At 72.6% G+C, this 22214-nt stretch carries 19 protein-coding genes; 11 read left to right on the plus strand and 8 right to left on the minus strand.

Annotated elements, in window-relative coordinates:
- Positions 1 to 23 precede the first annotated feature (23 nt).
- The 5 genes from ACWEPX_RS12805 to ACWEPX_RS12825 all read left to right on the plus strand — a co-directional run bounded on the left by ACWEPX_RS12805 (position 24) and on the right by ACWEPX_RS12825 (position 7126).
- Positions 24 to 449 carry a CBS domain-containing protein gene (locus ACWEPX_RS12805; protein WP_451897296.1) on the plus strand — a complete coding sequence of 142 codons (426 nt, stop codon included), beginning with the start codon at positions 24 to 26 and terminating at the stop codon, positions 447 to 449.
- Positions 450 to 455: 6 nt separating this feature from the next.
- Positions 456 to 2612, plus strand: a complete 2157-nt coding sequence (gene glgB / locus ACWEPX_RS12810; RefSeq protein ID WP_451897297.1) for a 1,4-alpha-glucan branching protein GlgB — start codon at positions 456 to 458, stop codon at positions 2610 to 2612.
- Between the two features lie 36 nt (positions 2613 to 2648).
- Entirely contained in the window at positions 2649 to 4019 is a 1371-nt protein-coding gene (locus ACWEPX_RS12815; RefSeq protein ID WP_451897298.1) for a neutral zinc metallopeptidase, read from the plus strand.
- A gap of 75 nt (positions 4020 to 4094) precedes the next feature.
- On the plus strand, positions 4095 to 5558 hold the full coding sequence (locus ACWEPX_RS12820; RefSeq protein WP_451897299.1) for a neutral zinc metallopeptidase: 1464 nt from the start codon (positions 4095 to 4097) through the stop codon (positions 5556 to 5558).
- 983 nt (positions 5559 to 6541) lie between these two features.
- Positions 6542 to 7126 carry a phosphoribosylanthranilate isomerase gene (locus ACWEPX_RS12825; RefSeq protein ID WP_451897300.1) on the plus strand — a complete coding sequence of 195 codons (585 nt, stop codon included), beginning with the start codon at positions 6542 to 6544 and terminating at the stop codon, positions 7124 to 7126.
- Between the two features lie 734 nt (positions 7127 to 7860).
- Here the strand turns inward: ACWEPX_RS12825 and glgX are convergent.
- Positions 7861 to 9996, minus strand: coding sequence for a glycogen debranching protein GlgX (gene glgX / locus ACWEPX_RS12830; protein ID WP_451897301.1), 2136 nt, complete (start codon positions 9994 to 9996; stop codon positions 7861 to 7863).
- 87 nt (positions 9997 to 10083) lie between these two features.
- On the opposite strand from glgX, the gene ACWEPX_RS12835 reads away from it, so the two are divergent.
- From ACWEPX_RS12835 to ACWEPX_RS12850, 4 genes are read left to right on the plus strand one after another with little or no spacing between them, the layout of a single operon-like run.
- Positions 10084 to 10899 carry an ABC transporter ATP-binding protein gene (locus ACWEPX_RS12835; protein ID WP_451897302.1) on the plus strand — a complete coding sequence of 272 codons (816 nt, stop codon included), beginning with the start codon at positions 10084 to 10086 and terminating at the stop codon, positions 10897 to 10899.
- 51 nt (positions 10900 to 10950) lie between these two features.
- The gene (locus tag ACWEPX_RS12840) at positions 10951 to 11730 is read left to right on the plus strand and encodes an enoyl-CoA hydratase/isomerase family protein (protein WP_451897303.1); all 780 of its coding nucleotides are present in this window, start codon (positions 10951 to 10953) and stop codon (positions 11728 to 11730) included.
- Complete coding sequence (locus tag ACWEPX_RS12845) at positions 11720 to 12673, plus strand: class I SAM-dependent methyltransferase (protein ID WP_451897304.1); 954 nt, start codon at positions 11720 to 11722, stop codon at positions 12671 to 12673. Before ACWEPX_RS12840 ends, ACWEPX_RS12845 begins: the two co-directional genes overlap by 11 nt.
- 1 nt (position 12674) lies before the next feature.
- Positions 12675 to 13829: a THUMP-like domain-containing protein gene (locus tag ACWEPX_RS12850; protein ID WP_451897305.1), complete on the plus strand. Its 1155-nt coding sequence runs from the start codon at positions 12675 to 12677 to the stop codon at positions 13827 to 13829.
- Positions 13830 to 13936: 107 nt separating this feature from the next.
- Here ACWEPX_RS12850 and ACWEPX_RS12855 read toward each other — a convergent pair whose 3' ends face one another.
- Positions 13937 to 14875 carry a nucleoside hydrolase gene (locus ACWEPX_RS12855; protein WP_451897306.1) on the minus strand — a complete coding sequence of 313 codons (939 nt, stop codon included), beginning with the start codon at positions 14873 to 14875 and terminating at the stop codon, positions 13937 to 13939.
- Between the two features lie 37 nt (positions 14876 to 14912).
- Here ACWEPX_RS12855 and ACWEPX_RS12860 point away from each other — a divergent pair, with 37 nt between their 5' ends.
- A complete protein-coding gene (locus ACWEPX_RS12860; RefSeq protein ID WP_451897307.1) occupies positions 14913 to 15656 on the plus strand; it encodes an acyltransferase in 744 nt (247 codons plus the stop codon).
- On the opposite strand, the gene ACWEPX_RS12865 is transcribed toward ACWEPX_RS12860, so the two are convergent.
- Genes ACWEPX_RS12865 through ACWEPX_RS12890 form a run of 6 tightly spaced genes read right to left on the minus strand, consistent with a single transcriptional unit; the run spans position 15653 to position 21207 of the window.
- Positions 15653 to 15988, minus strand: a complete 336-nt coding sequence (locus ACWEPX_RS12865; RefSeq protein WP_451897308.1) for a hypothetical protein — start codon at positions 15986 to 15988, stop codon at positions 15653 to 15655. The genes ACWEPX_RS12860 and ACWEPX_RS12865 overlap by 4 nt on opposite strands.
- Positions 15979 to 16839 carry an NAD-dependent epimerase/dehydratase family protein gene (locus ACWEPX_RS12870; RefSeq protein WP_451897309.1) on the minus strand — a complete coding sequence of 287 codons (861 nt, stop codon included), beginning with the start codon at positions 16837 to 16839 and terminating at the stop codon, positions 15979 to 15981. Before ACWEPX_RS12870 ends, ACWEPX_RS12865 begins: the two co-directional genes overlap by 10 nt.
- 8 nt (positions 16840 to 16847) lie before the next feature.
- On the minus strand, positions 16848 to 18071 hold the full coding sequence (locus ACWEPX_RS12875) for a glycosyltransferase family 4 protein (RefSeq protein ID WP_451897310.1): 1224 nt from the start codon (positions 18069 to 18071) through the stop codon (positions 16848 to 16850).
- Positions 18072 to 18081: 10 nt separating this feature from the next.
- A complete protein-coding gene (locus tag ACWEPX_RS12880; RefSeq protein WP_451897311.1) occupies positions 18082 to 19590 on the minus strand; it encodes a 1,4-alpha-glucan branching protein domain-containing protein in 1509 nt (502 codons plus the stop codon).
- Positions 19587 to 20354: a class I SAM-dependent methyltransferase gene (locus ACWEPX_RS12885; RefSeq protein WP_451897312.1), complete on the minus strand. Its 768-nt coding sequence runs from the start codon at positions 20352 to 20354 to the stop codon at positions 19587 to 19589. Before ACWEPX_RS12885 ends, ACWEPX_RS12880 begins: the two co-directional genes overlap by 4 nt.
- A 28-nt stretch (positions 20355 to 20382) precedes the next feature.
- Entirely contained in the window at positions 20383 to 21207 is an 825-nt protein-coding gene (locus ACWEPX_RS12890; protein WP_451897313.1) for an SAM-dependent methyltransferase, read from the minus strand.
- 111 nt (positions 21208 to 21318) lie between these two features.
- On the opposite strand from ACWEPX_RS12890, the gene ACWEPX_RS12895 reads away from it, so the two are divergent.
- A complete protein-coding gene (locus tag ACWEPX_RS12895; RefSeq protein ID WP_451897314.1) occupies positions 21319 to 22182 on the plus strand; it encodes a helix-turn-helix domain-containing protein in 864 nt (287 codons plus the stop codon).
- Positions 22183 to 22214 lie beyond the last annotated feature (32 nt).

Here is a 22214-nt window from a genome sequence, read left to right on the forward strand (position 1 = left end):
CGGACGGGATCGGGGTAACTCGGATGCGGATCTCGGATGTGCTGCGGAGCAAGGGTTCGGCGGTGGTCACGGTCGACCCCGGGCTGACGGTCGCGGGGATGCTGGCCGAGCTGGCCCGGCACAACGTCGGCGCGCTCGTCGTCGTGGACGGGGAGGCCGTGGTCGGCATCGTGTCCGAGCGCGACGTGGTGCGCGGGCTCGCCGAGCGCGGGGCGGGCCTGCTGGACGTGCCCGTCGCGGAGATCATGACCGCGGACGTGCTGACCTGCGAGCCGGGGCACGGCGTCGACGCCCTGGCCGAGGTGATGACCGAGCGCCGCGTCCGGCACGTGCCGGTGCTCTCCGGCGGCGCGCTGGTCGGCATCGTCAGCATCGGCGATGTGGTCAAGAGCCGCATCAGCCAGTTGGAGAGCGACCGCGAGCAGTTGACTTCCTATATACAAGGGTGAACACCGTTGCGTGACGACTTCGCCCGGCTGCTGGCCGGGGCCCACCACGACCCGCACTCGCTGCTCGGCGTCCACCCGCTGCCCGGCTCGCCGGGCCGGGTGGCCGTCCGGGCGCTGCGCCCCCACGCGAAGGGGGTGGCCGTGCTGGTCGGGCGCAGTCGGCACGAGATGGAGGAGATCGCCGACGGGCTGTTCGAGGCGGTGCTCGACGAGGCGCCCACCGAGTACGTCTTCGAGGTCGACTACGGCACCGGCGAGCCGGTCCTGGTCGACGACCCCTACCGCTGGCTGCCGACCCTGGGCGAGCTGGACCTGCACCTGTTCGGCGAGGGCAGGCACGAGCGGCTGTGGGACGTGCTCGGGGCGCACGTGCGCGCCTACGACACCCCCGCGGGCCGGGTGGAGGGCACCTCGTTCGCGGTGTGGGCGCCGACCGCGCGCGGGGTGCGGGTGTGCGGGGACTTCGACGGCTGGGACGGGCGCGGGCACCCGATGCGCTCGCTGGGCTCCTCGGGGGTCTGGGAGCTGTTCGTGCCCGGGGTGACCCCGGGGACCCGGTACAAGTTCCGCATCCACGCCGCCGACGGGTCGTGGCACGAGAAGGCCGACCCGATGGCCTTCGCCACCGAGCACCCGCCTGCCACCGCGTCGGTGGTGTCCACATCGGAGCACGTCTGGGGCGACCAGGACTGGATGGCGCTGCGCTCGGCCACCGACTGGACCACCTCGGCGGTGAGCGTCTACGAGGTGCACCTGGGCTCGTGGCGGCCCGGCCTCGGCTACCGCGAGCTGGCCGCCGAGCTGGCCGACTACCTGGTCGAGCACGGCTTCACCCACGTGGAGCTGCTGCCCATCGCCGAGCACCCGTTCGGCGGGTCGTGGGGCTACCAGGTGACCTCCTACTACGCCCCGACCTCGCGCTTCGGCTCGCCGGACGACTTCCGGTTCTTCGTCGACCACCTGCACCAGCGCGGCATCGGCGTGCTGGTCGACTGGGTGCCCGCGCACTTCCCCCGGGACAGCTGGGCGCTGGCCCGCTTCGACGGCACCCCGCTCTACGAGCACGGCGACCCCCGCCGCGGCGAGCACCCGGACTGGGGCACGCTGGTGTTCGACTTCGGCCGCACCGAGGTCCGCAACTTCCTGGTCGCCAACGCCCTGTTCTGGCTGGAGGAGTTCCACATCGACGGCCTGCGGGTCGACGCGGTGGCCTCGATGCTCTACCTGGACTACTCCCGCAAGGAGGGGGAGTGGCTGCCCAACGTCCACGGCGGCCGGGAGAACCTCGACGCGGTGCGGTTCCTGCAGGAGCTCAACGCCACCGTCTACAAGCACCACCCCGGCATCATGATGGTCGCCGAGGAGTCCACCGCGTGGCCCGGGGTCACCCGGCCGACGCACCTGGGCGGGCTGGGCTTCGGCTTCAAGTGGAACATGGGCTGGATGCACGACACGCTGCGCTACGCAGGCCACGACCCGGTGCACCGGTCGTACCACCACAACGAGCTGACGTTCTCGCTGATGTACGCCTGGAGCGAGAACTACGTGCTGCCCCTGTCCCACGACGAGGTCGTGCACGGCAAGGGCTCGCTGTGGTCGCGCATGCCCGGCGACGACTGGAACAAGGCGGCGGGCCTGCGCGCCCTGCTGGCCTACATGTGGGCCCACCCCGGCAAGCAGCTGCTGTTCATGGGCGGCGAGTTCGGCCAGGTCGACGAGTGGTCCGAGGGCCGCTCGCTGGACTGGCACCTGACCGGCGAGCCGCTGCACGCGGGCATCCGGAAGCTGGTCGCCGAGCTGAACGCGGTCTACCGCGCCCACCCCGCCCTCTTCGCCCGCGACACCAGCCCCGAGGGCTTCTCCTGGATCGACGCCAACGACTCCGGCAACAACGTGGTGTCCTTCCTGCGCTGCGGCGCCGGGCAGACCCTGGCCTGCGTGGCCAACTTCGCGGGCATCCCGTACCGCGACTACCGCATCGGCCTGCCCTCGGCGGGCCCCTGGCGCGAGGTCCTCAACACCGACGACCCGGCCTACGGCGGCTCGGGGGTCGGCAACGGCGGCCAGGTCGTGGCCCAGGAGATCAGCTGGCACGGCCGCCCGGCCTCCGCCCTGCTCAACGTCCCCCCGCAGGGCGTGGTGTGGCTGGTCGCCGAGGAATAGGCCATCCGGCTCCGGCCCATCGTGCACACTGTGGGCGTGCGAGGGTGTTTACGGGGGATCGGGCTGCTCGTGCCGCTGGTGCTGTCGGCGGCCCTGGTGGCGTGCACGACGGCGGTTCCCGGTGAGCCGGTGTCGCAGGGGCGGGTGATCTCGCGGGACCAGCCCGACGGGGTGGACCCGACGGCGGTGGTCAAGAACACCGACGGCGGCGCGATCGACCGGCTGGCCGCCACCGTGGTCACCGACCTGCGCGCGTTCTGGGGCGAGCAGTTCCCGGCGGCCTTCGGCGCGGAGTTCACCGACCTCAGCGGCGGCTACTACTCCGTCGACACCGCCGACGCCGAGGCCCCGGAGCCGCCGTGCACCGACTCGGCCGTGGAGGTGGAGGGCAACGCCTTCTACTGCCCGACGGCCGACATCATCGCCTGGGACCGGGCCGCGCTGCTGCCGGTGCTGCAGGACCGCTTCGGCGAGGCCGCGGTCATGCTCGTGCTCGCCCACGAGATGGGCCACGCCGTGCAGAACCGCACCGGGGCCGGGCTGGCCGAGCGCCGCGCCCAGCCTGCGAAGTTCCCGACCATCCTCATCGAGGCGATGGCCGACTGCTACGCGGGCGCGTTCATCCGCTGGGTGGTCGACGGCAACGCCGAGCACCTGGAGTTCGGCCACGACCAGCTCGACTCGGCGCTGGCCGCGGTGGTCAGCTTCCGCGACCCGATCGGCACCGACGCCAGCGACCGGGGCGCGCACGGCGACGCCTTCGACCGGGCGTCGGCCTTCCTCGACGGCTACGGGTCCGGCCTGCGGCTGTGCTCGGGGATGACCGTGGAGAACCGCACGTTCACCCTGTCCGGCTTCATCGACGAGGGCGACGCCGCGCGCGGCGGGAACCTGGAGTTCGACGACATCGTGGAATCGATCACGATGCAGCTCGACACCTACTTCGGCGAGGTCGCGGGGGCGGGCTGGCGCGAGCCGCAGGTGCGCGAGACCGAGGGCGCGCCGCCGTGCTCGCCGCAGGGCCCGGTGGCCTTCTGCCCGGACGGCGGCGCGGTCGAGGTCGACGTCGCCCGCGAGCTGCCGCGCATCCACGAGGAGATCGGCGACTACGCGACCGGCACGTTGCTGACCAGCCGCTACGCCCTGGCGTCGCTGGCCGCGGAGGGCAAGCCGGTGACCGGGCCCGAGGCCCAGCGCGCCGCGGTCTGCCTGACCGGGGCGTTCACCGGGTCGCTGTTCAAGCGCGAGCAGCAGTTCCTGTCGCCGGGCGACATGGACGAGGCCATCCAGGTGCTCCTCCAGTACGACTACGTGGCCCGCGACGCCGACGGGGCCGCGGTCGAGACCGGCTTCGACCGCGTGATGCTCTTCCGCGCCGGGTTCGTCGCCGGGCCGCAGGACTGCTGAACCGCCCACGAACGGGCCGACCGCCAAGTAGGGTGCTGGCGTTCGTGTTGATCGCCAGGTCTTCGAGGTGTCCGGATGAGGGTGTACAGGGTGGCCGTCGCGGCCGCGCTCGCGGCGGCGGTGGTCGCCGGTTGCGGCCAGAGCGTGCCCGGGCAGCCGCGCGCGGCCGGGGCCGTCGACGCGGGCACGGCCGGGGGCCTGCCGATCGACAACTCCGCGCCCACCGGGCCCCGCGAGGGCGTCGACGACGCCCAGCTGCCGGTGGAGAACGCCGACGACGGCGAGATGGACCGCCTGGCCGTCAACGTCGTTGCCGACCTCTACGACTACTGGAACGAGCGCATGCCCGCCGACTTCGACGGGCAGAAGTTCGAGCCGATCGCCCGGCTGGCCTCCTACGACTCCGGCGGCAAGCCCGTCGAGCTGTGCGGGACGAGCACCAAGGGCCTGGTCAACGCCTTCTACTGCGGCGCGGACGACAGCATCGCCTGGGACCGCGGCAAGCTGCTGCCGATGCTGGACAAGCAGTTCGGCCCGATGTCGGTCGTCGCCGTCCTCGCCCACGAGATGGGCCACGCCGTGCAGTTCCGGCTGGGCGAGAAGTCCAACATCAACCAGGCGACGCCGACGATCGTCAAGGAGCAGCAGGCCGACTGCTACGCGGGCGGCTTCTTCCGGCACGTCGCCGAGGGCAAGTCCAAGCACTTCACCATGAACACCGGCAGCGGCCTCAACCAGGCGCTGGCGACCATGTTCTTCATCCGCGACCCCGCAGGCCTCTCCGCCAAGGAGCAGGGCGCCCACGGCCTGGCCTTCGACCGGGTGTTCGCCTTCCAGGAGGGCTTCACCCAGGGCCCCAAGCGCTGCGCGCGCATGGACGTGCCCGAGATCGAGGGCCGCATCGCCGCCCAGGAACGCGACCTCAGCGACCAGGACGCAGGCGGCGAAGCCGACATCACCGACCGCGCGATCTTCACCAAGTTCGAGGAGAGCCTGACCGAGGCGTTCCAGGGCAGCGGCGCGCCCCTGCCGCGCATCGAGCTCGACGGCAGCGCGTGCGGCGGCTCCGGCGGCACCCCGCCCGTCAGCTACTGCCCGGACGGCAACGTGGTGGCCGCGGACCTGCCCGCGCTGGTCGAGGTCGCCACCCCGCCCAAGCGCGGGCAGGAACCCGGCGCCGACGGCAACGGCATCGGCGACTTCGCCGCCTTCGCCGAGATCGCCTCCCGCTACGTGCTGGCCGTGCAGAAGGGAGTCGGCGCCCCACTGGAGGGCGAGACGGCAGGCCTGCGCACGGCCTGCCTGGTCGGGGCCTGGGCGGAGTTCACCGTGGACAAGACCCCGGACAACAGCGACGGCAAACTCCACATCGCCGTCGGCGACCTCGACGAGGCGGTGGCCGAGCTGCTCCAGGAGAACAGCCTGATCGCCGCAGACGTCAACGGCAAACAGGTCCCCTCCGGCTTCGCCCGAGTAGAGGCCTTCCGCATCGGCTACTTCGAAGGCGACGACGGCTGCGCCCGCGCCTTCACCGGCTAGCCGCGTTGATCGCGGTGAGCGCTGCCCCACTCCTAGACCGGTTAGCCGCCGCCCAGTTGGGTGTTGGACGGTGGGGAGATGACGGCTGCGTTCCCGCCTTCATGACCTAGTTGCGCGTCCGCGCGGGCGTTGGCCGTAGCGAGCACGGAGACGATGGCTGCACCCGCTCCTTCACCGGCTAAAGCGGCCGTCCGGTTGGGCGTTGCCGTGGCGAGCGGCGAGATGATGGCTGCGCCCGAGCCTTCCCCGGCTACTGCGGCCGTCCGGTTGGGCGTTGCCGTGGCGAGCGGCGAGATGATGGCTGCGCCCGAGCCGTCACCGGCTGGCCGCCGCCAGTTGGGCCTTGACCGCGGCGAGCTGGGAGCCGGCTGCTACCCCCGCACCTTCACCGGTGAGCTGTTGCCCGGTTGGATGTTGATCGTGGTGGGCGGGCGAGAAGGCGGCTGCCCCGGTGCCTTCACCGGCTAGCGGCCGTTCGGTGGGGTGTTGGTCGTGGTGAGCGGGGAAACGGCGGCTGCGTTCGCGCTTTCATGGGCTAGCTGCCCCCAGGTGGGGTGTTGGTCGCGGTGAGTGTGGTGTGTGAGAGGAGGAGGGACGGCGGCTGCGTCCGCGCCTCCACCGACCAGCTGTTGCCCGTTCGGCGTTGGTCGTGGCGGGTGGGGAGGCGTCGGTTGCGTCCGCGCCTTCATCCGCTAGCGGCCGCCGGTTGGGTGTTGGTCGTGGCGGGTGGGGAGGCGTCGGTTGCGCCCGCGCCTTCACCAATCAGCTGCTGCCCGGTTGGGTGGTTGTGGCGGGTGGGAGGCGTCGGTTGCGTCCGCGCCTTCATCGGCTAGCGGCCGCCGGTTGGATGTTGGTCATGGCGGGCGGAGGAGAAGACGGCTGCGCCGGTGCCCTCACGGGCTAGGTGCCGCTCGGTTGGGTGTTGGTTGCGGTGAGTGGGGACGGCGGCTGCGGTCGTGCCTTCACCGGCTAGGCTGGGCGCTGTGTTCGTCAAGGTGTGCGGCTTGAAGACTGCGGCCGCCGTCGAGGCCGCGGTCACCGCGGGTGCCGACGCGATCGGCTTCGTCTTCGCGCGCAGTCCGCGTGAGATCGCCCCTGGGCTGGCCCGCGCGCTGGCCCAGGAGATCCCGGACTCGGTGCTGACGGTCGGCGTCTTCCGCGGGGTGCCGCCGCAGCGGGCGGCGGAGGTCGCCGCCGAGGCAGGCGTCCGCGCCGTCCAACTCCACGGCGACTACCCACCCGAGGCGTTTACCCACTTCCCCAACCACCGCCTGATCCGCGCAACGGCCCTGTCGGCCGACACCGACATCAAAGTCGGCGCCTACGGCGAGCACATGCTCCTCCTCGACTCCGCCATCCCCGGCTCCGGCGAACGCTGGGACCTCACCGACACCCCCCTCCCCACCGGCGACTGGCTCCTCGCAGGCGGCCTCACCCCGTCCAACGTCGCCACCGCCATCGCCGAAGCCCACCCCTGGGGCGTAGACGTCTCCAGCGGCGTAGAAGCCCGCCGCGGGGAGAAGGACCCGGCGATGATCAAGGACTTCGTAGCCGCCGCCAAGGCCTGACCCTCACCCGGCCACCCACCCAGCTGCCCCCACCATCCGAGCCACCTTTCGGATGATGACGCCATCCGACCCCGGCTTCCAGATGATGCGATCATCTGTCTGCGGGTTTCATATGACGTCGCCATCTGGCCGACAAACTCGGATGATGTCCTCATCTGCCGGCTATTCAGATGGTGTGACCATCTGACCGCCGCCTTCACATGTCTGCACCATCTGCTCGCATCCCAGATGACGCCATCATCTGACTCCTGGATGCGGATGACGGCATCATCTGAACACTGATCGAATGATCAGACCATCTGACCGCCTCCCGGCGCGGCTGCACGCACGCAAAGCTGCTGCCCGCCGAACTCACCGCCACTTCCCTGGTCTCGCGCCCCCCGTCGCTGAGGCAAGAAGGCGGCGAAGTTTCGAGCGCGACCCGACGACGCCCCCCCGGGCGGTGCCTTCTGGTCGGCCTACTACTTCAGCGGCTACATCTGTTCATCCGACCTAGGCACGGGCTTCGCCTTCGCGACCCTGCCCCTTCTCTCGCCTCTCATCCCCTCAGAACCCTCCCCTCGCTCCACTCCTCTTGCCCTCTGCTCCTTCTCTTCCTCCGCTCCCACAAATGTATGGCTGTCGCCCTGCGCGTCCGACGATTGCACCTGTGCTGCGCGACACCGAACCGCTCGGCTCGTGATGTCAAATGGTCTGATCATCCGAAGCGCATGTAGATGGTCGCGTCAGCTGGGTTAGGACGGGCGGGTTCGGGGGGCGCGGAGGAGGTGGAGGGTGTGGGGGCCGAGTTTGAGGACTGTGGTGGGGGCCAGGGGGTCGGTGTTGCGGGGGAGGCCGGAGGGGGTGGTGCTGTCGAGTTCGGGGACGAAGCAGTGGGCGTAGCGGTCGGTGGGGAGGGTGAACTTCACCGGCTCCGGGCCCGCGTGCAGGATCAGCAGCCAGGAGTCGTCGGCGACCAGTTCGCCTTCGCGGTCGCGGGAGAGGCATTCTGAGCCGTCGATCCACATGCCGAGGGTGCGGCGGGAGTCGTCGAACCAGTCGGCGTCGGTCATGGGGGTGCCGTCGTCGCGGAACCAGACCAGGTCGGGTTCGCCGGAGCGGGTGGGGCGGCCGTCGAAGAACTCGGGTTGGCGCAGGGCCGGGGAGGCCGCGCGCAGGGCCGTCAGGCGGCGGGTGAAGGCCAGCATGGCCGCCGAGCGCTCCGAGTGGCTCCAGTCCACCCATGACGTCTGGTTGTCCAGGCAGTACGGGTTGTTGTTGCCGTGCTGGGTCCGCCACCGCTCGTCGCCCGCGACCAGCATCGGGATGCCGGTGGACAGCAGCAGCGTCGCCAGCAGGTTGCGCGCCTGCCGGTCGCGCAGGGCCAGCACCGCCGGGTCCTGGGTCTCGCCCTCCGCGCCGCAGTTCCACGAGCGGTTGTCGTTGGTGCCGTCGGCGTTGTGCTCGCCGTTCTCGTGGTTGTGCTTGTGGTCGTACGACACCAGGTCGCGCAGGGTGAAGCCGTCGTGGGCGGTGACGAAGTTGATCGACGACCAGGGTCGCCGCCCGTTCGCCGCGTACAGGTCCGACGAGCCCGACAGCCGGTAGGCCAGGTCGCGCACGCCCGTCGCCCCGCGCCAGAAGTCGCGGACCCCGTCGCGGAAGCGGCCGTTCCACTCCGCCCACTGCACCCCGAACCCGCCGACCCGGTAGCCCTCGCCGGTGGCGTCCCACGGCTCGGCGATCAGCTTGCGCCGCGACAGCAGCGGGTCGGTGGCGATGGCGGTGAGCAGCGGCGAGTGCGGGTCGAACCCGCCCCCGCGCGGGCGGCCCAGCGCCGAGGCCAGGTCGAAGCGGAACCCGTCGACGCCCAGCTCGCCCGCGAAGTACCGCAGCGAGTCCAGCACCAGCCGCACCACCGTCGGCGACCCCGGGTCCAGCGTGTTGCCGCAGCCGGTCAGGTCGATGTCGCGGCCGTGGTCGTCCAGCAGGTAGTACGCGGGCGCGTCCAGCCCGCGGAAGGACAGCGTCGGCCCGGCCACCCCGCCCTCGCAGGTGTGGTTGTAGACCACGTCGAGGATCACCTCGATGCCCGCCGCGTGCAGGGCGGCCACCATCGTCCGGAACTCCTCGACCTCGTGGCCCGGCCTGCTGGCGTACCCGGCGTGCGGGGCGAGGTAGCCCAGCGTCGAGTAGCCCCAGTAGTTGTGCCTGCCCGACCGCAGCAGCAGCGGCTCGTCGGCGTAGGCGTGCACCGGCAGCAGCTCCACCGCCGTCACCCCGAGCCGCTGCAGGTACTCCACCACCGCCGGGTGGGCCAGGCCCAGGTAGGTGCCGCGCAGGTTCTTCGGCACGTCCGGGTGCAGCCGGGTGAACCCGCGCACGTGCAGCTCGCAGATCACCGATTCCTCGTAGGGCACCTCGGGGGCCAGCCCGGTGTTCGGCCCGCCCGGGGAGGTGACGACCGACAGCGGCACCGACCCCAGCGAGTCGATCCGCGACGGCGGGCCGGTCATCGGGTCGCCGCGGTGGCTGCGGGTCGCCCCCAGGTCGCGCACGGCGCCGGTGATGCGCCGGGCGTAGGGGTCGACCAGCAGCTTCGCCGGGTTGCAGCGCAGCCCGGCCGCGGGGTCGTAGGGCCCGTGCACCCGGAAGCCGTAGCGCTGCCCCGGGGTGATGCCCGCGACCACGCCGTGCCAGATGCCGAAGGTCCGCTCGGTCAGCTCCACCCGCTGCTCGACCGGGTTGCCGTCGTCGTCCTCGCCGATCAGGCACACCTCGACGGCCTCGGCCACCGACGAGGCGACCGCGAAGCGCACCCCGCCCGCCTCCGGGTGGGCGCCGAGCGGGAACGGGTGTCCGGGCAGCAGGCGCGAGTCCGAATAAGCCACGCCCCCCATCCTGGCTCACCGGGGCGACGTGATCGATTCTTCGCACCCGAGTGGCCGGTTCCGCCGGGTCGCGGGCGGCAGGAAAGAATGGGCGGCGTGACGGCGCAGACTGATCCTGACGACCTCGTTGTGCACATGGCGGACGTGGGGGTCCGCCGCGGGACCACGCACCTGCTGACCGGGGTGGACTGGCAGGTCGAGGTGGACGAGCGCTGGGTGGTGCTCGGCCCGAACGGCGCGGGCAAGACCACCCTGCTGCGGTTGGCGGGCGCCGAGCTGCACCCGACGACCGGCACCGTGCGGGTGCTGGGCGAGCAGCTGGGCAGGGTCGACGTCTTCGAGCTGCGCACGCGCCTGGGCTTCTGCTCGGCCGCGCTGGCCAACCGGGTGCCCCCGGACGAGCGGGTGCTCGACGTCGTGGTCAGCGCCGGGTACGCGGTGCTCGGCCGCTGGCGCGAGGAGTACGACCGGCTCGACACCGGCCGCGCCGAGGACCTGCTCAAGGCGCTGGGCATCGGCCACCTCGCCGAGCGCACCTTCGGCACGCTGTCGGAGGGCGAGCGCAAGCGCGCGCTGATCTCCCGCGCGCTGATGACCGACCCGGAGCTGCTGCTGCTCGACGAGCCAGCCGCGGGCCTGGACCTCGGCGGCCGCGAGGACCTGGTGGCCCGGCTGACCGAGCTGGCCGACGACCCGGACGCGCCGACATCGATCCTGGTCACCCACCACGTCGAGGAGATCCCGCCCGGCTACACCCACCTCATGCTGCTCAGCGGCGGTGGCGTGGTCGCCCAGGGGCCGATCGAGGAGGTGCTGACGGGGGAGAACCTGTCGGCGGCCTTCGGCCAGGAGCTGGAGCTGACCCGGGCGGACGATCGCTTCTTCGCCCGCAGGCGGGCATGACTTACCGGCAGGTAGCCTTCGCGGGAGCAACCGAGCAGGGAGGACAGCGGCGTGGGTGAGTTCGTGCGGCTCGAAGTGGCGGACGGCATCGGCACGATCCGGCTGGACCGGCCGCCGATGAACGTGATCGACCGGCAGCTGCAGGCCGAACTGCGCGCGGCGGCGATCCAGGCGCGCGAGGACGCCGAGGTGAAGGCCGTGATCGTCTACGGCGGGCCGAAGGTGTTCGCCGCCGGGGCCGACGTCAAGGAGTTCGCCACGATGTCCTACCCGGACATCGCCGCCTACGGCCCGGAGCTGAGCGGGTCGCTGAGCGTGCTGGCCGAGCTGCCCAAGCCGACCGTCGCCGCGATCACCGGCTACGCCCTGGGCGGGGGCTACGAGCTGGCGCTGTGCTGCGACCGGCGGATCGCGGGCGACAACGCCAAGGTCGGGCAGCCGGAGATCCTGCTGGGCATCATCCCCGGCGCGGGCGGCACCCAGCGCCTGGCGCGGCTGGTCGGCCCGGCCAAGGCCAAGGACCTGATCTACACCGGCCGCTTCGTCAAGGCCGACGAGGCGCTGGCCATCGGCATGGTCGACGAGGTCGTCGCCCCCGACGACGTGTACGAGGCGGCCCGGCGCTGGGCGGCGCAGTTCGTCAAGGGGCCGGGCCTGGCCCTGGCGGCGGCGAAGGCGGCCATCGACGGCGGCCTGGACAACGACCTGGCCAGCGGCCTGAAGCTGGAGTCGCACCTGTTCGCGGCGCTGTGGGCCACCGAGGACCAGGCGACCGGCATGCGCTCGTTCATCGAGAACGGTCCCGGGAAGGCCGAGTTCAATGGCCGTTGACCCCGCCCCGAACCCGCACGCCAGCGCCGAGGAGGTGCAGGCCGCCTACGCCGACCCCAAGCTCGCCAACGTCCTCTACCACGACTGGGAGGCGGGCACCTACGACGAGAAGTGGTCGATCTCCTACGACGAGCGCTGCATCACCTACGCCACCGAGCGGTTCAAGGCGGTCGCGGGTGATCTCGGGCCGTACCAGGACGCGATGGAGCTGGGCAGCGGGACCGGGTTCTTCCTGCTCAACCTCATGCAGGGCGGGGTGATCAAGAAGGGGCACGTGACCGACCTGTCCCCGGGCATGGTCGAGGTCGCCCTGCGCAACGCCCGCGGCCTGGGCCTCGACGTGGACGGCCGGGTCGCCGACGCCGAGGGCATCCCGTACCCCGACGAGTCCTTCGACCTGGTCATCGGGCACGCGGTGCTGCACCACATCCCGGACGTGCCCGCCGCGATGCGCGAGGTCCGCCGGGTGCTCAAGCCGGGCGGCCGGTTCGTCTTCGCGGGCGAGCCGACCCGCATCGGCGACCGCTACGCCCGCAAGCTCGGGCAGGCGACCTGGTGGCTGACCACCAACGTGACCAAGTTCGGCCCGCTGCGCTCCTGGCGCAAGCCGCAGGCCGAGCTGGACGAGTCCTCGCGCGCGGCGGCCCTGGAGGCCGTGGTCGACCTGCACACCTTCGACCCGTCGGAGCTTGAGGACGTCTGCCGCTCGGCGGGCCTGGTCGAGGTGCGGGCGGTGACCGAGGAGTTCACCGCGGCGCTGTTCGGCTGGCCGGTGCGCACCTTCGAGGCGGCGGTGCCGCGGGAGAAGCTGGGCTTCGGCTGGGCGATGTTCGCCTACAAGACCTGGCAGCGCCTGACCTGGCTGGACGAGAAGGTCATGCGCCGCGTCCTGCCGCGCGAGCTGTTCTACAACGTGCTGGTGACCGGCCGCAAGCCGGGCTGAGGTGGGCTACCCGTTCACCCTCGACGACGTCGCCTACCTGCGGTCGCCCGCGGGCGCGGCGGCGGTGGCCGAGGTCGACCGCCTGCCGCTGACCCCGGCCTCGCACCTGGCCGACGTGACGCAGGCCCGCTCCCTGGTGGGGGAGCGGGCAGGCGCGGTGGTGGAGGCGGTCCTGCTGCGGCGCAAGGCGTCGGCGAAGGGGCCGTGGCGGGACTGGCTGTTCACCGCGGACGCCGTGCAGCAGGCGACCCCGTGGCCGGTGGCGGTGTCGCGGGCGGCGCGGCTGGCCGGGCGGGACGTGCACGACGTGACGTGCTCGGTGGGGGTGGATGCCGCTGCGGCCGCTGAGGTCGCGGCGCGGGTGGTCGGGTCCGACATCGACGCCGTCCGGCTGGCGATGGCTCGGGGGAACGTCCCGTCGGCGACCTTCGTGCGCGCGGATGCGTTGCGGCCGATCACCCGCGACACCGTGGTGGTGGCCGACCCGGCCCGGCGCGACGCCTCGGGCCGCCGCCGGTGGCGGCCGTCGGACTTCGCGCCGCCGCTGGATGCGCTGGCGGCGGTGTACGCAGGGCGGGACCTGTCGGTGAAGTGCGCGCCGGGCGTCGACCCGGCGGACGTGCCGTGGGCCGACGAGATCGAACTGGTGTCGCTGGACGGGGCGGTCCGCGAGGCGTGCCTGTGGACCGGAACCCTGGCCACGGCCCGCCGCCGCGCCACCGTCCTGCGAAGCGACGGGCACTCCTGGACCATCACCGACGCCGCCGACGACACCTGCCCGGTGACCCCGGTCGATGCGTGGGTCATCGACCCGGACGGCGCCGTCGTCCGCGCGGGCCTGGTCCGCCACTACGCGGCGCTGCACGGCCTGTCCCAAGTGGACGAGCACATCGCCTACCTGACCGGCCCCACCCCACCCCCCGGCATCCGCGCGTTCCGGGTGCTGGACCACGGCAAGTACACCGAGAAGTCGTTGCGGGCCGCCCTATCCCGCCTCGCCGTCGGCCGCGTGGAGATCTTGGTCCGCGGCCTGGACGTCGACCCCAACACCCTGCGCCCGCGGCTGAAGCTCCGCGGCCCCGCCGAGGCCACCGCCATCCTCACCCGGATCGGCCGAACCCCCACAGCAATCCTCTGCCGCGCCGAGCGCACGTAGCGGCGATTGCCGACCCCGGTCATCGAGGCCAACGGACTCCTCGGGCTGACGGCTGCCATTGCCGATCCGCGGGTAGGCGCCGCCACCCGTTCGCCGAGTGCCAGGGGTCACCCGGAGAGGCGGGTGAGGATCAGGGAGCGCAAGGCGTCGTAGTTGGTGTCGGTGGCGATGTCGATTTCCCGGTAGCCGGGCGACAGGGGGACGTTGAGGCGTTGGTCGGCGATGAGGGCGCCCCGGGCTGGGCCGGTCGTTTGGATGGTCACCGGGAGGCGCTTCGTGGTGAGGATGCCGGGGTGGATGGCCTCGGCGACGGCGACGGCGTCGTGGAGGACGGTGCAGTCCTGGCCGAGGAGTTCGGTGTAGTGGGCGCGGTAGGACGGGGTGAAGGACTCCAGGAGTTCGCCCAGCGGGCCGGAGGCGCGCAGCGCGTCCAGCCAGGGCGCGTCGACGGCGCAGCGGTAGGTCAGGTCGATGGGGACCAGGGTGACCGGGACCGGCTCCTCGACCAGCACGCGGTAGGCGGCCTCGGGGTCGGCCCAGAGGTTGAACTCCGCGGTGGGGGTGGTGTTGCCGCCCGCGATGGCGCCGCCCATGACCACCAGGCGGGCGATCTTGGGGCGGAGGTCGGGGTGGGCGGCCAGCAGCAGCGCGATGTTCGTCAGCGGGCCGATCGGGGCGATGGTCACCGGGTCGGGTGACTCGCGCAGGATCTGGGCCAGCAGCTCGACGGCCGTCGACGGCGACAGGCCGCTGGGGTAGGCGGGCAGGCGGATCGCGCCGCCGGAGAGGCCGTCGTGGCCGTGGGCGTAGGCCGCCTCGTGCGGCAGGGGGAACACCAGGGGGCGGGCCGCGCCCGCGGCGACCGGCACGTCCGGGCGGCCTGCCGCGGTCAGCAGGCCCAGGGCGTTGGGCGTGGTCCGGTCCAGGCCGACGTTGCCGAACACGGTGGTCACGGCGACCAGGTCGACCTCGGGCGAGCGGGCGGCCAGGGCCAGGGCGAAGGCGTCGTCCACGCCGGGGTCGGTGTCGATGACGAGACGGGGCATGTCCACAGCGTGCCAGGGGCTGGGTTACCTTCTGCCCATGACGTCCATGTGGGGATCGCCGTTGACCGCCCGGCTGCGGCAGCGCCGGGACCCGGCGCAGGCGCGGTTCCTCACCCTGGACTCGCTGCGCTGGGTGATCCGCCACCGCGCCTACACCCCGTGGTACCTGGTGCGCTACTGGCGGCTGCTCAAGTTCCGCCTGGCCAACCCGCACGTCGTCCTGCGCGGCATGGTGTTCCTCGGCAAGGACGTCGAGATCCACGCCCGGCCCGGGTTCGGCCGCCTGGAGATCGGCCGCTGGGTGCACATCGGCGACGGCAACGCCATCCGCTGCCACGAGGGCTCCCTGCGCATCGGCGACAAGGTGGTCTTCGGCAGGCAGAACGTCGTCAACTGCTACCTCGACATCGAGTTCGGCGCCGCGGCCCTGGTCGCCGACTGGGTCTACATCTGCGACTTCGACCACGTCACCGACGACATCAACCAGCCGATCAAGGACCAGGGCATCGTCAAGTCGCCGGTGCGGATCGGGCCGGACACCTGGATCTGCACCAAGGTGACCGTCACCAAGGGCACCCGCATCGGCCGCGGCTGCGTCCTGGGCGCGCACGCCGTCGTCCGCGGCGACGTGCCCGACTACGCCGTCGCCGCGGGCATCCCCGCCCGCGTCGTCCGCGACCGCCGCGCCGCCTACGAGGCCGACGCCGAGCGCCGCGAGGCCATCGCCGACATGGGCCGCAAGGCCGACCGCGCCCTGCGCCAGACCCTCGGCTCGGCCTAGCGCCGCCCGAGGTAGACCGCCTGCGGACCACCCTCGCGCGCATCCGCGGCGCGCGTCAGCCGGGCGACCTCGGTGACGCCCGCCGCGCCCGCCAGCCCGGCGACCACCTCGGCGAAGGCGGCCAGCACCGCCCGGTCGGACGGCTTGGGCCCCAGCTCGTCGCGCAACAGCGCGGCGTGGTCGTCGGCCGCAGCGTCCTCGGTCACGGCGTCGTTGGCCGCAGCGTCGTCGGTCACAGCGTCGTCGGCCACGGCGTCCTCGGTCACCGCGTCGTAAGCCACCGCGTAGTCGGCCACGGCGTCGTAGGCCGTGCGGATGGCGGTCAGGCGCATGAGCGCTGCCAGGCGAGGGTGTCGGCGATGGTCGTGCGCAGCGGGGTCACCGGCATGCCCGCGGCCCGCGCGCGGGCGGGGTTGCGCTGCTGGGCCGCCCAGTCGTCGCGGACGAGGGGAGCCGGGGCCGGGGCGACCCGGGCGATCTCGACCGCCGTCCCGGCGACCTCGGCGCAGGTGGTGATCAGCTCGGCCAGCGTCGTCACCGGGCCGACGGCGTTGTACGGGCCGCGGCGGTCGGCCTCCAGCAGGAGGGTGACCAGGCGGGCCACGTCGCGGACGTCGATGAGCTGGACGGGCTGGCGGGGATCGGTCGGGACCTCGACGCGCCCGCCCGCGCTGGCCAGCCGGAGCCAGTGGGTCAGGCCGCGCTGGTTGTCGTGCGGCCCGGCGACCTTGCCCGCGCGCACGAACGTCGCGCGGTCGCCGTGGCGGGCGAGGATGTCGTCCTCGCAGGCGACCTTGCACGGGCCGTACGTCTCGTTGGTCAGCACCTCGGTGTCGCGGACCGGCGAGCGGCGGGGGCTGTCCTCGTCCGAGCCCGGCCCGCACGGGGCGTACACCGCGTGGCTGGAGATGAACAGGTACCGCCCCACGCGCCCGTCCAGGGCCGCCATCGACTGGGCGACGTGCCGCGGCACGTACCCGCTCACGTCGACCACCGCGTCCCAGGTTCCGTCCGACAGCGCCGCGTAATCCCCGGTCTCCCGGTCGCCGATCAGGCGGTCGACGCCGGGCAGCGCAGCCGACCGCCCCCGGTTGAACACGGTGACCGCCGCCCCCGACGCCAGCAGGTCCGCCGTGATCGCCCGGCCGACGAAGCCGGTGCCCCCCAAGACGAGTGCGCGCATGGCGACCACTATGGCCCGAAGGCGTTCCCCGTGGCGATCTTGGGCCGGCCCAGCGGCGGGTGGGCGCCGACGGAGGCCCGCGCGTAGACCGACACCGTCTGCTCGGCGATGCGGTCCCAGTCGAAGTCCACCGCCAGGCGGGCCTTCGCCGCGCGGGCGCGGCGGCGGGCGGCGGCCGGGTCGTCCAGGACGGCGCGGATCGCGCGGGTGAGGCCGTCGACGTCGCCCGGCGCGAACGACAGGCCGGTCTGGCCGTCGACGACGACCTCGCCGAGGCCGCCCGCCGTCGAGGCCACCAGCGGGGCGCCTGCGGCCGCGGCCTCCAGCGCGACGATGCCGAAGGGCTCGTAGCGGCTGGGCAGCACGACCGCGTGGGCCGCGCCCAGCGCCGCCGACAGCGCGTCGTCGGCGAGGTGGCCGACGAAGTCCACCGCGCGCCGCACCCGGTGCTTGCGGGCCAGCTCGATGAGGTTGTGCACCTGCGAGCCCCGGCCCGCCACGGTCAGCCGCGTCCCCGGGTGGGTGCGCCGCACCCGCGGCAGCGCCGCGATCAGGTCGTGGACGCCCTTCTCCCACTCCAGCCTGCCGAAGAACAGCAGCTGCGGGGTCGCCGACCGCGACTGCGGGACCTTCCAGCCGCGCGGCTCGATGCCGTTGTGGATGACCTCGATGCCCGCGGGGTCGACCTCGAACAGGTGCGCCGCCTCCGCGCGCATCGCCGCCGAGCAGGTGATCAGCGCGTCGGCGCGGTTGGCCAGCCACCACTCCGCGGAGTGGACCTGCTGGTTGAGCGGCTGCGACAGCCAGCCGGAGTGCCTGCCCGCCTCGGTGGCGTGCAGGGTGGCCACCAGCGGCACGCGCGCCTGCTCGGCCAGCGTGATCGCCGGGTGGGTGACCAGCCAGTCGTGGGCGTGCACGACGTCCGGGCGCCAGCCGTCGAGCAGCCGCAGGCCCGCGCGGATCATGGCGTGGCCCATCGCCAGCGTCCACGCGACCAGGTCCTTCTCGAACACCAGGTGCGTCGGGTCCTCGGCCACCCGCACCACGCGCACGCCCTCGTGCACGGCGTCCTCGGTCGGGTGGGTGGCGGCGTCGGTGCCCGCCTCGTGCCTGCACAGCACCACGACGTCGTGGCCCTGGGCGGCGATGTGCCGGGCGATGGCGTGCACGTGCCTGCCGAGCCCCCCGACGACCACCGGCGGGTACTCCCACGACAGCATCAGCACGCGCATCCCGGTCACCCTACTCGTCAGTAAGAAGGTCGCGCGCGTCGAGCGCGCCGAACACCCCGTCCTCGGCCCGCAGCTGCTCGGCGCGCGCCCTGGCCCGCTCGGCGGCGCCGGAGCGCAGCAGGGACGCCAGCTCCGCGTACCGCTCGCCGTGGACCTTGGCGCGGCGGCGGGCGTAGTCGGCGGCGGAATCCTTGGTCACCATGAACGCCCAGTCGCTCGACAGCGCCAGCAGCGCCTCGCGGGCGGCCTGGTCGCGGGCGGCGTCGCGGGTGCGGCTCGGCGCGGCGAGGTCGAGCAGGTCGGCCTGCAGCGCGGCGTTCGCGTCGACCAGGTCGGCGACCTGCTCGCCGTCCCACACCCGCCAGTCCTTGCCCGAGCCCCACGACGACGCGGGCAGCTCCACCGGGTCGCCGAGGTAGCGCTCCTGCGCCCGGCCCAGCGTCGTGACCTCGACCCCGGCCTCGGGCAGGGCCAGCAGGACCGCTTCGAGCCACGCGGGGCCCTCGTGCCACCAGTGCCCGTACAGCTCGGTGTCGTAGGCGGCGACCACCAGCGCGGGCCTGCCGTGCCGGGCGCGCAGGTCGGTCAGCCGGGCCACCACGGTGTCGACGAAGTCGCGCGCGTGCCTGCGCACGGCGTCCGCGGCCAGCTCGGGCTCGTAGGGCTTCTTGTGCTCCGGCGCCACCGACCGGCCGGTCACCCGCGACGGCTTGAGCCCCGACGGGTGGTCGAAGGTGTGGAAGTCGCGGTAGGCGGGGTCCCCGGGGTAGCCGGCCTTGGGCGACCAGACCCGGTAGGTGACTTCGAGGTCGCGTCCGAAGCAGACGACGCCGGAATCCCCGACGGGACGGGCGAAGGCGGTGTCGCCGTGCAGGCTCGGACCGTCCACAAGGAACCGTTCGACGCCCGCCCTGGCGTACCCGCGCTCCATGCCCGGCGCGTACCCGCATTCGGGCGCCCAGATGCCGCGCGGCCGGTGCCCGACGCGCCGCGCGGTGTCGGCCAGACCGGCGCGCAGCGCGAATCCCCGCACCCGCGGGTCCAGCAGCGGCTGGAACGGGTGCGTCGCGGGGCCGCCGAGCAGCTCCACCACGCCGGAGTCGACCAGCGGGCGCAGCACCGGGGAGAACCCGTGCCGCCAGGTGGTCTCGAACTCGGCCAGCGCCGCCGCCGAGGCGCGGAACTCCGCCGCCGCGAGCTCGCGCAGCCGGTGGTCGGCCCCGCGCCAGTTCACCGCGGCGTACTGCGCGCGCAGGTGCCAGTTGCCCAGCCAGTCGTGCATGGCGCGCAAGGCGTACGGGTCGTCGAGCTGCGCGGCGAGCACCGGGGTCACCCCGAGGGTGAGCACGTCCCGGCGGCCGTCGGCGGCGAAGCGGCGCAGCAGGTCGACCACCGGCAGGTACGAGTGCGCCCACGCCTGGTACAGCCACTCCTCGCCCACCGGCCAGCCGCCGTGGTGCGGCAGCCAGGGCAGGTGGCTGTGCAGGACGAGGGCGAACCCGCCGATCGGCTCGCTCATGCCCGCGCGACCGCGACGAGGTCGAGGGAGGCGTCGATGTCGTCCTCGGTGATGGTGAAGTCGTCGGCCCGCACGGCGGCGACGGCCTCGACCAGCTCCTGCGGCCACGGCCCGCCCGCGAGCGCGACATCGATCTGCGCGTCGATGATCGACCCGCCCAGCCGCTCCTCCATCTCGCGCAGCCGCGGCCCGTGGTGCACCCCGCCGAGGAACTCGACGGTGAACCCGGCGTCGACGAGCAGGTCGCGCAGCTCGGGCCCGGACAGCTCGCGGGTGTGGAACGGGTTGAGCGGGGTGTCGCGCCCCGGGGAGAAGGTGATCCGGTTGGGCGTGGTGACCAGCAGGGCCCCGCCGGGCGCCAGCACGCGCAGGCACTCGGCGAGGAAGCCCTCCTGGTCCCACAGGTGCTCGATCACCTGCAGGTTGGCGACGACATCCACCGCGCCGTCGCGCAGCGGCAGCCCGGCGAGGTTGCCCCGGACAACGGACACGCGCGGATACCGCTTGGCCACGTGGGCGACCGTGTGGGCGTCGTAGTCGAGGGCGAGCACCTGCCGCGCGGTCCGCGCCAGCAGATCGGCCCCATACCCCTCACCGCAACCCGCCTCCAGCACGACCGCACCCGAACAGCGGTGCGCGAGGTGCGCATACGCGACCTCGTGGCGCCGGAACCAGTAATTCTCCTCGGCGATACCCGGGACGGTGCGTTCACCGGTCAGCGGGAGCGGGGTCGTGTCCGTGGCCACCCGGGCACGGTAACCCATCGGCCCCCGCGGCTACCCGTGGGTAGGCTCAGGGCTTGCGGCCGACGCCGCCTGCGATGCACTTCGACACCGGGTCGAGGTCCTTGAGTTGGGGGCCGTCGGGCCACCAGGAGGCGCAGAGGACGACGCCGGGTTCGATCATCTCCAGGCCGGGGAACATCGCCTCCAGTTCCGCCTGGGTGCGGAAGGCGCCTGAGCCCATCGGGCTGTGCAGGAACACGTCCTCCATGCGGCGGGCCAGTGTGGACAGCTCGCCGCCGTCCTCGGGGTCGAAGAAGTGGCTGATCGCCACGATCGAGCCGGAGGGCAGGGCGTCGATGTAGGCCTGCATGATGTCCACCGGCGAGCGGTCGCCGGTGTGGTGGTGGATCGTGCCCATCTGGAACAGCGCGATCGGCTCGTCGAAGTCCAGGTGGCGGCGCAGGGTCTCGTTCTGCAGCAGCGCTTCGGGCTCGAAGATGTCCTCGGCGATGAAGTGGGTCAGCTCGTTCTCCTCCAGCAGCGCGCGCCCGTGCGCGAGCACCACCGGGTCGTTGTCCACATAGACGACCGTGGAGTCCGGCTCCAGCCGCTGCACCACCTGGTGGGTGTTCTCCGCGGTGGGCAGGCCCGACCCGCAGTCGAGGTACTGCTTGATGCCGGTCTGCGACGCGACGAAGCGGGCGACGCGGATCAGGAACTGCCGGTTGTCGAAGGCCAGGGTGGCCGCCTCGGGAGCGACCCGCTGCACGCGGTGGAACACCTCGCGGTCGATCTCGTAGTTGTCCTTGCCGCCGAGGAAGGCGTCGTAGACCCGCGCGATGCTGGCCTTCGACGTGTCTATGTGCACGGGGATGTGCTGGTGGGGGGGCATGCGGGGAATCCTCACAGAGCGTCGTCGATCATGGACGATGTGCAGTGAAGGAGTATCCTCCGCTGAGCGCTGGCGGCAAGAGGCTCGTGAGGATCAGGGGGAGATGTGCCCGTGGCAGAGCGACGCCCGGAAGGCAGGCCGACGGCGCGGCGGATCGTGCTCGGCTCGCAGCTGCGCAGGCTGCGCGAGGCCGCCGAGATCACCCGCGGCGAGGCCGGCTACCGCATCCGCGGCTCCGAGTCCAAGATCAGCCGCATGGAGCTGGGCCGGGTCGGCTTCAAGGAGCGCGACGTGTCCGACCTGCTGGCGATGTACGGCGTCACCGACCCGGCCGAGGTCGCCGAGTACCTCCAGATGGTCAAGGAGTCGAACAATCCGGGCTGGTGGTACCGCTACGGCGACCTGATGCCGAACTGGCTTCAGGACTTCGTCGGCCTGGAGGAGTCCGCGTCGCGCATCCAGACCTACGAGTTGCAGTTCGTCCCGGGCCTGATGCAGACCGAGGACTACATCCGCGCGATCGTCACCCACGGCCGCCCGGACATCCGCACCGCCGACCAGGAGCGGCGGGTGAAGCTGCGGCTGGACCGGCAGAAGGTCCTCTACCGCGCCGACGCGCCGAAGCTGTGGGCGGTCGTCGACGAGTCCGTGCTCTACCGGCCGATCGGCGGGGCCGAGGTGCTGCGCGGGCAGATCGACTTCCTGCTGGAGATCACCCGGCTGCCGAACATCACCTTGCAGGTCGTGCCGTACGCGCTGAGCGGCTACGCCGCCGAGGGCCCGTTCACGATGCTGCGCTTCGCCGAGCCCGAGCTGCCCGACCTCGTCTACATCGAACACCTCACCGGCGCGCTCTACCTCGACAAGCTGGAGGAGATCGAGCAGTACAGCCGGGTCGTGGACCGGCTGACCGTCGACGCTGAGACGCCCAACCGGACGCGGCAGCTGCTGAACAAGCGGCGCGCTGAGCTGTGACGATCACCCTACGTAGAGCGGATTAGGGCATT

This window comes from Actinokineospora sp. NPDC004072, from assembly GCF_053604195.1.